Here is a 13,114-nt window from a genome sequence, read left to right as displayed (position 1 = left end):
CTGAGCCTAATCAAGATCAATACAGGGGCATTTCATCTGCGACATAAGGGTTATTGGCACGTTCACGGCCAAAAGTCGATTGCGGACCATGGCCGGGCACAAACGTCACATCGTTGCCAAGTGGCCATAGCTTAGTTTTGATCGAGTGAATCAGGGTATTGAAATCACCTTGCGGGAAATCCGTACGGCCGATACTACCGTTAAACAATACATCACCAACAAACGCCAATTTCGCTTGCTGGCTAAACAGCACAACGTGACCGGGCGTGTGGCCGGGCGTGTGCAATACTTGTAGAGTTTGAAGGCCAAACTTCACTTCATCACCGTCATTAAGCCATTGGGTAGGTTCAAAGGCTTCCGTCAGTGGAAAACCAAACATTTTGCTTTGACCTTCGAGGCCTTGTAGCCAGAAGTTGTCCGCTTTGTGTGGTCCAATAATATCGACGCCGCCCAACTGCTGCGCCAACGGTTCGGTTCCACCGACATGATCTAAATGACCATGAGTAAGAACCAAACTGACCACTTTTACCCCGAGTTCATTGATCAACATCACGAGCTGTTTCACATCACCGCCAGGGTCAACCACGATCCCTTCCATGGTGTCATCACACCAAACGATAGAGCAGTTTTGAGAGAAGGAAGTGACGGGCACCACTTGATACTTTAACGACATACTAAAACCTTGTTCGAATTCGCAGTTGGCCGAACTATGACATTGACACTTTCATTTGACAAGTCACGAACAGCCTTATGACCAATGACGTACAGGCCCAGTATCAATGTGCACAAAATCACTGCTAGGATAATAACCAACACCGCCAGCGCCCAATTCGATCGCCGCTTCGCGTACTTGACTCAACTGAACACCATCTAACCGAAAATCAATTGCTTGGCCTAGCATATGGAAACTTTTCTTAGCAACCCCAGAGGAGTGAGTGCGCAACATCTCATTGGTGGCAGGAGATCGATAACCAGAGATGATTTGTACTTCCGCTTGAGTGCCAAGTAGAGATTGAATTTTCGATATTTGGTCAAATAGATTTTTGTCCATTGGATGGACTTCGTTGCGGCGGAAATCACGGCAAATATGGTTGAGCCGATCAAGCTCAGATCGAACATAACGAACACCGTTGAAATAACAGGTTTCAAGTGTTTCACCGGTATGTAAATTATTCATCGCGAGTATGCGAGAGGTTTCAGGGTACGATGCCAATACTATTTGGGGGGCACACGCCGCTACAACTACACCACTACCAGCCAATTTTATAAAGTGACGACGAGAAACTAACAAGGTTTGATACCTTCACAACTGAATTTATTTTCAACAAGCCCGGACACTACCGGACTCCATTGTGAAGATCAAATGCATAAATTGTGCTCGAAATGCTCAAGAGAGAGCCACAGCATCGTTACTCTTTGAACATAAAAGAGATCTTTATTAAGTCATTTTTTGGTAAATTGAGAGACGCATCCCTGCTTACTTAGGTGACCACTGTTTTAGCGGTATCCATTCACCCATTACTGGTACTGAATGCATCATAACGATAGATATCATCTCGGTAGTGCAGTTCCCCACCTTCATACCAAACGGTTTGATAGATAATGTGTACGGGGATGCGCTGCTTTAATGGGATCGTGCCATTCGCAGGCCCTTCTTTTCCCGTTAATTTATCACCATTAATACCTTGGGTTTCTAATATCATCGAAGCAAACTTATCGGCATTTTGTACTCGAATACAACCCGAACTAAAGGCTCGCGACGTATTATTGAATAGGTATTTACTCGGCGTATCATGTAGGTAAATCGCTCTACGATTGGGCGTATTAAATTTATACAGACCTAATGCATTATCTTGCCCCGCTTGCTGACGCATTCGGTAGGGAAAAGAGGCCGGATTCACCGCAGACCAGTTGATGTTGCTTGGGTCAATTTGATCGTTCGAGCGCCAGCTCGAAACAATATCAATATTGTGTTGACGCAAATAGTTTTGATCTTTTTTTACCATCGGCAGAATATCTTCAACCATGATTTTGTGTGGCACATTCCACGTCGGGTTTAGGATCAAAGAATCTAATTTGGTGCTCATGAGTGGCGTTTTGCGTGAAACTCGGCCCACCACCACTTTAGACTGAAAGACTTCTTTACCTAAATACCAGTAGCGCATATCAAAACTGGGAACGTTGACTACGATCTGTGTCTCTTTTGATTCTGGCCACAAACGAGTTCGCTCTGCATTTAATGCCAACATAGACAGGCGTGCCTGCAAAGACAAATTTAACCACTTTAAGGTCTCGGGGCCAATCATGCCATCAGCTTTTAAACCGTGCATCGCTTGAAACTCTTTCACAGGTTTGACCAAGCTGTTGTCATACCAAGTTACGTCGTCACGCACTGTGCTAACATCGATATTAACTAATGATAAGCGGGCAATAAGCACACTACGTTGTGAGAGCTTATCGCCAGGTTTTTTTAACCCTTTTTGGCTGTACAACGAGAGCGCTGCATTTTCAGTACTGAGCAGAAAATCATAGGCGTGTAGCAGTTGATCATAAGCCGCGTTGTTGGGCGCATAACCATTGAGCAGATCGCCGATACTGTTAACTTCCACCGCAACATGAAGAGCGAACAAGGCTTCTTGGCTTGGTGGAGCAATGGCAGAGTTGAGCTTACGCTCAAAGAACCAAGCCATACCGACTTTGGGAGCTTGCTCGGCATAACTCAAATACAAAAGTAAAGTATCGGTCGCCAGCAGATCGTATTCGTTGAACGCTTGCTGATTCCGGTACGCTTTCATTTGCGCTAACTGGCGTGAAAATAAAGGGCTAAACCCCGCTCGGCGAATCACTTCCAATTGATGTTCAAATTGACGAACAATCTGCTCATCTTGCCAAATGCGCCGATTCTCATTCTCTTGGTAAATTCGTTCGACTAAATGCGGATATTGGATAAAAGATTGCAACGAGGCATTCTCTTGCGAGACAGCAAAAGGCTGTACCTTCTCGGCAGAGTAAAGAGAAAAGCTACTAAAAATCAATAATAAAGCAAATAGGATGCTTTTACTCATTCCGATCTATCCAACAACGCTGATTCACGTTTCAGTATGGCAAAAGAAACGGCTATCTGCTAAACGTTGTTGTCGATATCAACAATATATTCATAAACTCTCATGCAATGAGAATCATCATTAAACAAATTTAGTTCGCTTACTCAGCTTTTTTGGCGAGAGTAATCAATGGCAGACCAGTGATTGTCCCATTGGACATTACTACGCATGCGCATTTCAGGTTGAGGATAGGGTGAATTAACGACCAAGCCAGCTCCTGAACTGACTTGGAACTGCTGATCTTGCACTACCACGCCAGAAGCATCCGGCAAAGAGGCCAACTCAACCAGTTGCAGTGTCTCTTTTGACCAAATACCGTAACAGTTACCTCGTGGAGAAGTCGCTAAAATCCATTGGTCGGTCGCCGCAATACTGGCAATGTAATGGTTGAATCTTGCCCATTGTTCAGGCTCTGCAAAGAGCGGAATTAGTTCGCCACCTTGGTGATGTAGCGCTACCAAAGGTGGATACTCTTCCGGCTGACCTCGGTATTGTTGGCCACACAGCACAGTATCTGCACCATCATGAGCAAGATGGCGGATGCTCAAGTGGTGGTCGTTCAATATCCGTTGCTCAAGCACTTCTCCTTGATGAGAAAGGTAGGTCAAGCTTGGCATCATGCTCTCTACGTTGAGTGGCTCGCGGCCGAAGGTATGCACCCCACCCACCCCAATCGCGAGCCTGCCATCTGGCATCACAATGACTTCGTGAGGGCCAATACCAAAACCACTGAACTCAGCCACTTTTTGGTAACTGTGCTGCACATCATACACACCAATAATGCCGCGACTTGTCGCTTTCTCGCCTTCAGTTGCATAAAGCCACGCACCATCATTTGAGTAAACGCCGTGCCCATAAAAATGTCGCGTGGGTTGCGCCAGTTGCAATTTGATGAGTTCTCCATTTTGATAGTTAAACACCATCAAAAACTCACCGGGACGACGGGCAAAAGCGACCGCATGCGTCAAGGTAGGATGGATAGCAACACCGTGTCCCCTTGCAGGCAAAGGTAATTGGTGAATCGCTTGGCCTTGGGCGTCGGCTACAACGGCGCGAAACTGCGAGCCTTTATGAATAGCGCAACCAATCAAAGCGGGTTGTGAGTCGTCACGACGAGTAGTGGCGCACCCCAGCGGCAGCAGAGGCGCTGAAGTGCTCAATAACGCCGCTTTCAGCAGCGTACGTCTTGTTAGATCAGTCACCATCGGTTGCATTAAATCCTATCACTACGCCTAGCTCTACCGCGACTTCGTCATGCAGTAAATAATTGAGTTGTTCGAACTTGTTATAGAGCGCAAGCACCTCACGGTAGCCTGCTTTCGTTTGCAATAAATCAAATAAGCTGGCCGTTTGCGGCCACGTTTCCAACATCAAGGATAAATGTGCTTTTACGCGCTCGGCCATGGCGACTTGATCTCTTTCCCGCAACATCTGATCTAAACCGTCTTTTGCTAAATAGATTGCTTGCATCGCTTGAACATTCTTTTGCAGGTTATTCAAAGAGACTTTGGCGCGCCACGATTCTGAAAAATAAGGGCGTGGCTGGCCGATATTGGCTAAGGGGCGGCTCAGTTTTTTCATGCTGTAATCAAGCTGATTGGAGAGCAGCGCAATGTATTCGGCTTGCCAAGCGCTCAGATCCAGCATCAACCATGGATTCTGTTGCCATTGCTCAGCAATCAAATGAGATTTCGTCGCCAAATTCGCGCTGATCGCTTGTCCAATCATACAGCCAGTTTCTAATGGCTGGTTTTTCAGAAGCGGCGATTGAGCATCGTAGAGTAACCATTCCAATGCACCAATCCCCTGCACTGTGACACTCTGGTTTGCAATCTGCTCCTCACTCAAGTGCTTGCCACTACTCGCTAACAGGCTCATTTTTCGTCCGGTGGTGTCTTTTTTATCTGGCCAAAATTGTACGTTCCAACTTTGCTCGAGTGCTTTAGCTGGCCCTCTCTCTTGCCCTTGTAAAAACATCCACGCCCCAATAGTTTGCTGCCACTGTTCTTTCAGCAAGGGCAATGCGATATCGCCCAGCTGACATTGCTGATCAAATAATTGAGCAAGCTGGTGCGATTGTTGAGCAAAACGCTGCGCCGCAGCAAATTCAACCTCATAAACACCTTGGCTAACATGATTGTTTTTTTGCGGCTCAAGCGCTGATTTCGGCGTGGGTTGACAAGCCGAAAGTACGCTGGTAACCGCTATCGAAAATAACAGAGGAAATTTCATGCTCGCACCCTATAAAGAATTAAGAAAAGCGATCAACGCGTTGCGTTCGCTGGCATTGAATTGACGTACTTTCTCTTTGGCACTTTGCGCTTCACCACCATGCCAAAGTACCGCTTCCATGAGATTACGCGCTCGGCCATCATGTAAAAAATAAGTATGGCCGCTCACCTCTTGCGTATAGCCGATCCCCCACAAAGGCGGGGTACGCCACTCTTGTCCATTAGCTAAGGCTTCTGGACGATTATCGGCTAACCCTTCGCCCATATCATGCAGTAGTAAATCACTGTAAGGATGGATTTCTTGCTCTGACAAGGCTGGGCGATCCATTCTTTTTACCGTTTTAAGGTCAGTGCGGTGGCAACTCTCACAGCCAACTTGTTTGAACAATGATTGACCCAGCTTGACTTGTGAATCGTCGACATTGCGACGCACTGGAACGGCTAAATGCTGAGAATAGAATTCGACAAAATCAAGAATGTTGTCACTGACCTCAGGGTCGCCGCCGTTAGGTAAGGTTTGACAGAGTGTTTGCTTCTCGGTGCAGTTTTCTTTTGGGAATAAACGGCTGGTCAATCCTAAATCGCCGTTAAACGCCGCGGCATTCTGTTGCATTAAACTAGGCTGCCCGGCTTTCCAACCAAAACGCCCGATGGCAAAATCTTTTTTTTCTACATCCCAAACACGGTTCACTTTGCCAGAGATACCATCGCCATCACTATCTTCAGGGTCTGCCATTGCTAATAAGCTGGCATCAGCAATGCTTTCAAGTAGGCCAAGGCCAATCATTGGCGGAGCGACACGCGCCGAAAACTGGGTGTCAGGATGCATATCGCCATAACCAAGTTCAGCAATTTTTAAATTGGGTTTACGTAACATCACTTGGTGGCCATCCGTAAAAGCAACCGCAATCTCTTGATAAGTGATGTGGATTTGTCCTTCTGCTTTTTGATCGGGCAAAGCGAAATCTTGTAACTGTCCACCATAGATGGGTTCGGGGATCCCCCCTTCTTTGGCGTAGATCGCTTTTTGTTCATCCGTCACCGCTGGAATACTCAGGCGAACCAACATCGAAACGGCATGTGTGTCATTTTTTTCTGGCGGATGGCCGCGACCATCTTTGATGTGACAATTTTGGCAACCATTGGTGTTAAAAAGCGGCCCTAAACCATCTCTTGCATCAGTGGATGATGGCGCTGGCACCCAAGGGTTACGAAAGAAACTGTTTCCCACGCTAAAATCGAGCCGTTTACTCATGGGCAAATTGGCCGCAGGAAGCGAGTAAGCATTCGGCCCAGCTTTGGTTGTACTGGTTTTGCCACCCGATTTCACCTCATCGGCATAAACGGGGTTGGCAAGCAAGGTTAGGAGCGCGACGGTAAAAAACGATCTCATTGGGCTTTTCTCAACATCTTTATTCAGTGTAAACGTGGAAAAGGGCTCATCTGAGCCCTTGGATCTTTCATCTTATTATTAGAATTCGTGGTCTGCAGTATCTGGATTAAGGTTATCAATCCCAATCACTGAAGCGGTACGTTCTATCGAAGCGGTTTGAGCCACTAAAGCCATAATGGCTCCATTGACTATCGCGTTGCCTTGAGGATTGTTAGCCGCAATCAATTGATCGAAATGCTGATTATCTTTTTCAGCCGACGTGACTAATTTACCGACTTCAGCGCGCGCACTGTCAAACTGCTTTTGAATCTCTTTGGCTGCTTGTGCATCCTTTTGTGCCACTAAATCATTCAGGCTTGGGCCTGTTAGTACCTTTCCGTCTTGACGCTGGTAAGAACCCGTATAAAGGTTGTAAATACCTTGTTCATTATAGTAATGAGAGTTATGGGTATTATCCGAGAAACAATCGTGCTCATCTTCAGTCGAGTTTGCTTCTAGCGCCACTTTCATACGCTCGCCCGCTAATTCGCCCAGTGATAAAGACCCCATACCAAATAACATCTTACGCAAACCATTGTCTGCTGATTCCGCAAGCAATTCATGACGGTAATTGGCTTTTTCATCCGCAGACCACTGTTTTTCCATCCATGCCAAATCTTGCACGAGCAGTTGAGCAGCCGCTTTTAAGTATTGAGCACGGCGATCACAATGGTTATTGGTACATTCGCTACCCACGACAAAATCCGTGTAAGCACGAGCACCGGCTCCCGCATTGATGCCATTTAAATCTTGGCCCCACAGTAGGAACTCAATGGCATGATAACCTGAAGCGACGTTAGCTTCAGAGCCACCGATTTCGTTTAAGCTGGCAATCAGATCTGGTGTGATAGTGGAGACATCAATCGTTGTCGCACCAATTTTCAACGTTTGGTTGGCAATGATGTTGGCGCTGGCTCCTTCATTGCCCAGTTCATATTGGTAATCAGTAGCGACGTAGTCAATCAGCCCTTCATCAAGAGGCCAAGCATTGAGTTGTCCTTCCCAATCGTCAACAACGGCATTGCCAAAACGGAAGACTTCGGACTGCTGGTAAGGCACTCGCGATGCTAACCACGCTTGTTTCACCTCTTCCAATTTAGCCGCCGAGGGAGTCATCAAGAACTGATCGATTGATTTTTCTAATGATTGAGCGGTCGTCAGCGAATCAGCAAACACGGCATGGGCAATATTGGCATAATGTTCGACCACCTGCTCCTTAGTGACGGTAGCCGCAAATGACGCACTACTTGCGATGGCAAGTGAGGCCGCAATTGACTGAATAAGAAGCGTGTTAACTTTCATGGGAGCATCCTTGTTGAGGCGATTTGAGCGTTATCTTATGGTAGTGCTAATTATTATCATTTGCACTTTTAGTCGCCGATAATACAAATTATCCATTTTTTTGCAAGGTAAAAACGCCAAAAACCTCACCGAAATGAGGTTTTTGGCTATCATCTATAAGTCTGAGTTATAGTTTTAAGTTGTGTTTGCCATGGGAAACTTTGGCCTTGAGGTAATTTTCATTACCCGACTTAATATGTGCCGCGGTATTCACGACCTCTACAATTTCAATACCATGCTCCTTCAACTCACGACTTTTTTTAGGGTTATTAGTGACTAAACGAATCTTGGTCACATTTAACGCTTTCAACATCTGCGCCGCTTCAGTGAAATCACGCAGGTCGTCACCAAAGCCAAGATGATTGTTGGCTTCATAGGTATTCATCCCCGCACTTTGTAAGCGATAGGCATCAATTTTGTTGTACAGACCAATGCCTCGACCTTCTTGACGCAAATAGAGGATAATGCCGCCAACTTCGCCCATTTTATTAATGGTTTCTTCTAATTGTTCACCACAATCACAGCGTGATGAGTGAAAAACATCGCCCGTTAAACACTCTGAATGCATACGGACTAAAGGAGTTTCCTGAGTAACGTCAGCGGATTTAAAAATGACCGCAACATGTTCTTTGTCTGTTTTCAGTCCTCTAAAAGAGAGTATTTCGGCGTCAATATTGCTTTTTAGACCGACTTTGAAATCCACTCTGGCTCGTACTTCCGCCATATCTACACTCACTTGAATAATTGCTTGTTGCAATGCTGAATTGATTTGCATTCGAATTGACCCATTGATGACCTAACTATGGGGATAGATACTCCCCTTTTCAATAAAAAGATCACTTGCTGAGAAATGTTATAATATAACATTTCTCAGCAATCAAAAGAAAAAATCTCACCATTTCACGTTATCTTGTTCAGTTCAAAGACAAAACACGTTGATTATTAGACTATATTCCATAGTCAGGATTCACACTCAACATCCAAAATAAGGAAAAATCATGCTGATAGGTTTCGACATTGGCGGCACCAAAATTGAAATTTGCGTACTGGATAAATCAGGAAACACCCTCTTTAAACACCGAACCCCTACCCCACATGAGTACGAGCTTTTTCTAAGCACCTTATGTCAACTGGTTGCAATGGCCGAAAGCGAAACGCAAACTCACTGCCAAATCGGGATTGGACTTCCCGGAGCCATCAGCCCAGCGACAGGGCTTATCAAAAATGCCAATTGCACTTTTTTAAATGGTCGAGATTTAAAAGCCGATCTGTGCGCTCGCCTGCAGCGCAACGTTGTAATTGCCAATGATGCCAATTGCTTTGCGCTGTCTGAAGCGGTCGATGGAGCCGCCAAAGATGGCAACGTAGTCTTTGGCGCGATTTTGGGCACAGGTTGCGGTGGCGGTATTGTGATCAACAAACAGGTATTGGTCGGTGCGAACGCCGTATGCGGTGAGTGGGGGCACAATCCGCTGCCAAGTTTTACCAGTGAACGTGATGGGCCTACTCGCCACTGTTATTGCGGACGCGATAACTGTATTGAACTCTTTATCTCCGGTTCTGGCTTAACAAAGAGTGCTCAGTTGATTGGTCAACAAGAGTGGAATGCAGCCGAAATTATCACTCGCTACCAGCAGCAAGACCCACAAGCAACAAAGCTTTATCAACAATTGATTGATCAAATGGCGCGCAGCTTTGCTTGCATCGTTAATGTGTTGGATCCTGATGTGATAGTGCTTGGCGGAGGATTATCAAACGTAGCATCGCTGTATGTTGATCTACCTCGGGCAACAGCGAACTACGTTTTTTCTGATAGTGCACAGATTGTGTTTACCCAAGCGAAATATGGTGACAGCAGCGGCATCCGTGGTGCAGCTTGGCTAGGTTTGAACTAGCAGAAAGTGATTAAAGTCACAACTTTAGTCATCGAAAAATTAAGTAAAGCAAGTGTTTTACATATTAAATGACTGATATTTAAAACATACACTCCTAATTCTGTTTATATTTCACATTAACATACAAATACAAATGATAGTAATTACCATTTAGATCCAATATCATTGCGCACAGCTTGAATCTGTTATTGATGAATAAGGTAATAACTCAGATGTACACTAAAACACTACTATCAGCCTCCATATTGCTAGCGCTTTCCCCTGCAGCTCTCGCAGAAGAAGTTTCTCGATTCGATGAGGTTGTTGTTTCGGCAACGCGAACCGAGCAGAGTAAAAAAGATGTATCGTCATCCATTGAAAGTATCTCCTCTTCTGAGATTGCAGAAGTAATGGCTGATAATATTCAGCAAGCTCTAAATTCCACCCCTGGTGTTGAAGCGGAAGGTAATGGCCGCTTTGGAATAGCAGGATTTAATATTCGCGGCATGTATGGAAGCCGTGTAAAAATGATGGTTGATGGTGTACAGCAACCTGTACCTTATAACCCTGGCGCAACTGAACAACGAAAATATCCAAACGCAATAGAGATTGACACTCTACAAGCTATTGAAGTGAACAAAGGTGCGTCATCTACACTGTATGGATCTGACGCTTTAGGTGGTGTGGTATTGCTACGCACTAAAAATCCAGAAGACGTTCTCGTCACAGAAGGAAATGAGCAACGCTTCGGTATCAAGTCTGGTTATACGTCCGCTAACGAGCAATTTAAAACGACATTAACGTGGGCAATGCGTCAAGATAAACTGGAAACCTTACTGATGGCAACTTATGCCAATGGCAGTGAGACCCAAACTCATGGCTCAGGTTCAGAAATCGAAGGCCCTGATCGCGGCGCTCAAAACCCGGCTGACTCCAAACTTGGCAACCTGTTGGCAAAAGCATTTTATCAAGCCAATGATAACCATCGACTTGGGCTAACCGCCGAGTATTACAACAAACGGTATGATGAAGACGAGCTAAACTATAACGGTTATTCCATTATGCCCGGCTTTACCTATACCGATAACTACAACCAAGATACCAATGAGCGTCTTCGTGTCGGTATAGAGCATCAATGGTTGATGAATACCCTGCTTGCTGACTCTTTAGATTGGTCATTGAATTTCCAAGATTCTAGCGCTCTCGCTAAGAACTACGACACAACGCCATCTAATGGCCGCCGGTTACGTGAACGGGAATCATCAGATCAATCGATTCAATTTGATGGACAGCTCTCCAAAGCCGTAGATCTCAATGGCAACCTTCATGAATTTACCTATGGTGCCAGCTACATCAACAACGACTTCGACCTCGATAATACTGACTATAAATTAGATGCAGGTACATCTACCCCGGGTAGCTCTGGCATTCCTGATGCGACTATCGTGCAATGGGGGCTATTCCTACAAGACCAAGCCTACTTCATCCAAGACCGTTTAATATTAACCGCTGGTCTTCGATACGATTCTTTTGAAGCGACACCCAGCGTTGATGCTGGCTACACTCAGTCTTATGAAGCCAATAAAGACAGCGCATTCACTGCTCGATTGGGTTCTGTTTACCACGTCAATCCTAACCTAGCGGTATTTGGTCAAATTAGCCAAGGATTCAAGGCACCAACTGTTTACGACCTTTACTACTTCTATAATCAGGGGGCAATCATTGATGCGAACCCAGATCTTAAAGCAGAGAAAAGTTTGTCCTATGAACTTGGGCTACGTGGTCAAAATGACTCAACTAATTTTGAAATCACCACCTTCTATAACGAGTACACCGATTTTATTACTCAGTCAAAGACAGGCAAACAAGGTGGCAAGGATATCTTTACCAAAGAGAACTTGGATGAAGTCACGATTTATGGTGCGGAATTTAGCTCTCGAATTGATTTAGATAAAGCGTTTAATGCCCCACAAGGGACTTACACCCATCTAGCCATTGCCTATGCAGAGGGAGAAGATAAGAAAACAGGTGATGCTTTAGATTCAGTCGCGCCTCTAACCAGTAATGTAGGCTTAGGGCTGGATCGCGACCAATACGGAGCACTGCTTAATGTTAAGATGGTTGCAAGTAAGACGGACTGGCAATCAAATACAAATGCAGATGCCGCTGGTTATACACTTATCGATTTAACGGCCTACTATAAACCAATGCAAGACCTAACCATCCGCGCTGGTCTATTCAATGCACTCGATAAAAAATATTGGCTGTATAGCGATCTCACGGGCCGAGATGCTACTGGCGAAACCTTTAACATCGATAGCAAATCACAGCCTGGGCGTAACTGGGGTTTAAATGTAGATTATCAATTCTAACGTTCTCTCATCCAAGCCACAAAGCCAAGCTCTACGCTTGGCTTTGTTTTATCTACATTTCTCATACTCGATTAACGATCCCACGAAGTCACAGATAAATCATTAACTCGTAACAACGGTAAATCACGATCAAAAAAGGCTAGATAACTAGCCTTTTCTTACAATGTCCAATGTATCTTGAGCGATTAAGATTACGCGTTGGAAATTTTCTTATGCCCTTCATCAAGGTGCACAAAATCAACCATGTCATCACCAGACACTTGATACGCCTGGCCAAAGCCTTTCACATAAAGACCTTTTTCTACTTTCAACTGGAATAAAGCAAAGTCTTGCAGCTGGCTTAAGCCGTCAATGATCTCGCCAAAACGAGCTTGCATTTGACCAATGACTTGCTGCCATAATGCCGTTTCACGTGGTACGACACTCGCAACGGCGTCAAACGTCAACCGTTGACGGGCAAAAATCTGTTTTGATGAGCTTTCGTCTGCAATCATCATCAAGGAGACGTGCGGGTTCACCTCTAAGTTACGCGCATGACGAGCGATGTGCGAAATCAGCACAAAGTAACCTTCTTGGTTTTGTACAAATGGCGCGTAACTCACATTCGGACGACCTTCCGCGTCCACTGTAGCCAATTGCAATGTACGACGTTCTTGACGAAACTCTTGGATTTCAGGTTCCAATCGTCCTTGTAATCGCTCTTGTTTGATCTGCTGATCCATGACTTTCTCCTCGACCCTTTCGCATTGCGTTCAGGGCT

At 45.3% G+C, this 13,114-nt stretch carries 11 protein-coding genes; 2 read left to right on the top strand and 9 right to left on the bottom strand.

Annotated elements, in window-relative coordinates; genetic code table 11:
• Nucleotides 1–16 precede the first annotated feature (16 nt).
• The 8 genes from AACV12_RS11880 to AACV12_RS11845 all read right to left on the bottom strand — a co-directional run bounded on the left by AACV12_RS11880 (nucleotide 17) and on the right by AACV12_RS11845 (nucleotide 8,883).
• Nucleotides 17–673: an MBL fold metallo-hydrolase gene (locus AACV12_RS11880; protein ID WP_013856747.1), complete on the bottom strand. Its 657-nt coding sequence runs from the start codon at nucleotides 671–673 to the stop codon at nucleotides 17–19.
• Between the two features lie 75 nt (nucleotides 674–748).
• Nucleotides 749–1,291, bottom strand: coding sequence for a YcbK family protein (locus tag AACV12_RS11875; RefSeq protein WP_017044782.1), 543 nt, complete (start codon nucleotides 1,289–1,291; stop codon nucleotides 749–751).
• 220 nt (nucleotides 1,292–1,511) lie between these two features.
• Nucleotides 1,512–3,065 carry a L,D-transpeptidase family protein gene (locus AACV12_RS11870; RefSeq protein ID WP_094147795.1) on the bottom strand — a complete coding sequence of 518 codons (1,554 nt, stop codon included), beginning with the start codon at nucleotides 3,063–3,065 and terminating at the stop codon, nucleotides 1,512–1,514.
• 143 nt (nucleotides 3,066–3,208) lie between these two features.
• Entirely contained in the window at nucleotides 3,209–4,318 is a 1,110-nt protein-coding gene (locus AACV12_RS11865) for a DUF1513 domain-containing protein (RefSeq protein ID WP_170900378.1), read from the bottom strand.
• Nucleotides 4,299–5,336 (bottom strand): imelysin family protein, encoded by a 1,038-nt coding sequence (locus tag AACV12_RS11860; RefSeq protein ID WP_170900377.1) that lies wholly within the window; start codon nucleotides 5,334–5,336, stop codon nucleotides 4,299–4,301. Before AACV12_RS11860 ends, AACV12_RS11865 begins: the two co-directional genes overlap by 20 nt.
• A 9-nt stretch (nucleotides 5,337–5,345) precedes the next feature.
• Nucleotides 5,346–6,728 (bottom strand): di-heme oxidoreductase family protein, encoded by a 1,383-nt coding sequence (locus AACV12_RS11855; protein ID WP_170900376.1) that lies wholly within the window; start codon nucleotides 6,726–6,728, stop codon nucleotides 5,346–5,348.
• Between the two features lie 78 nt (nucleotides 6,729–6,806).
• On the bottom strand, nucleotides 6,807–8,069 hold the full coding sequence (locus AACV12_RS11850; RefSeq protein WP_170900375.1) for an imelysin family protein: 1,263 nt from the start codon (nucleotides 8,067–8,069) through the stop codon (nucleotides 6,807–6,809).
• 166 nt (nucleotides 8,070–8,235) lie between these two features.
• Nucleotides 8,236–8,883, bottom strand: a complete 648-nt coding sequence (locus AACV12_RS11845) for a GTP cyclohydrolase II (RefSeq protein WP_013856740.1) — start codon at nucleotides 8,881–8,883, stop codon at nucleotides 8,236–8,238.
• A gap of 223 nt (nucleotides 8,884–9,106) precedes the next feature.
• Between AACV12_RS11845 and AACV12_RS11840 the strand changes: the two genes are divergently transcribed.
• Nucleotides 9,107–10,003 (top strand): ROK family protein, encoded by an 897-nt coding sequence (locus tag AACV12_RS11840; RefSeq protein WP_047691821.1) that lies wholly within the window; start codon nucleotides 9,107–9,109, stop codon nucleotides 10,001–10,003.
• Between the two features lie 212 nt (nucleotides 10,004–10,215).
• A complete protein-coding gene (locus AACV12_RS11835) occupies nucleotides 10,216–12,354 on the top strand; it encodes a TonB-dependent hemoglobin/transferrin/lactoferrin family receptor (protein ID WP_170900374.1) in 2,139 nt (712 codons plus the stop codon).
• Nucleotides 12,355–12,545: 191 nt separating this feature from the next.
• Here AACV12_RS11835 and hutZ read toward each other — a convergent pair whose 3' ends face one another.
• Complete coding sequence (gene hutZ, locus AACV12_RS11830) at nucleotides 12,546–13,076, bottom strand: heme utilization protein HutZ (protein ID WP_094124607.1); 531 nt, start codon at nucleotides 13,074–13,076, stop codon at nucleotides 12,546–12,548.
• Between the last annotated feature and the right edge of the window lie 38 nt (nucleotides 13,077–13,114).

It is taken from the genome of Vibrio sp. 2-2(8) (assembly GCF_963888495.1).
Taxonomy (GTDB): domain Bacteria; phylum Pseudomonadota; class Gammaproteobacteria; order Enterobacterales; family Vibrionaceae; genus Vibrio; species Vibrio anguillarum.
The sequence above is the reverse complement of the archived record's forward strand: the minus strand, read 5'-3'. Positions and strand labels throughout refer to the sequence as shown.

What these genes read in the sequence shown, in the direction of transcription:
- AACV12_RS11850 (WP_170900375.1), bottom strand. Translation starts at nt 8,069, where the DNA reads ATGAAAGTTAACACGCTTCTTATTCAGTCAATTGCGGCCTCACTTGCC.
- AACV12_RS11845 (WP_013856740.1), bottom strand. Translation starts at nt 8,883, where the DNA reads ATGCAAATCAATTCAGCATTGCAACAAGCAATTATTCAAGTGAGTGTA.
- AACV12_RS11835 (WP_170900374.1), top strand. Translation starts at nt 10,216, where the DNA reads ATGTACACTAAAACACTACTATCAGCCTCCATATTGCTAGCGCTTTCC.
- AACV12_RS11840 (WP_047691821.1), top strand. Translation starts at nt 9,107, where the DNA reads ATGCTGATAGGTTTCGACATTGGCGGCACCAAAATTGAAATTTGCGTA.
- AACV12_RS11870 (WP_094147795.1), bottom strand. Translation starts at nt 3,065, where the DNA reads ATGAGTAAAAGCATCCTATTTGCTTTATTATTGATTTTTAGTAGCTTT.
- AACV12_RS11865 (WP_170900378.1), bottom strand. Translation starts at nt 4,318, where the DNA reads ATGCAACCGATGGTGACTGATCTAACAAGACGTACGCTGCTGAAAGCG.
- AACV12_RS11855 (WP_170900376.1), bottom strand. Translation starts at nt 6,728, where the DNA reads ATGAGATCGTTTTTTACCGTCGCGCTCCTAACCTTGCTTGCCAACCCC.
- AACV12_RS11880 (WP_013856747.1), bottom strand. Translation starts at nt 673, where the DNA reads ATGTCGTTAAAGTATCAAGTGGTGCCCGTCACTTCCTTCTCTCAAAAC.
- hutZ (WP_094124607.1), bottom strand. Translation starts at nt 13,076, where the DNA reads ATGGATCAGCAGATCAAACAAGAGCGATTACAAGGACGATTGGAACCT.
- AACV12_RS11860 (WP_170900377.1), bottom strand. Translation starts at nt 5,336, where the DNA reads ATGAAATTTCCTCTGTTATTTTCGATAGCGGTTACCAGCGTACTTTCG.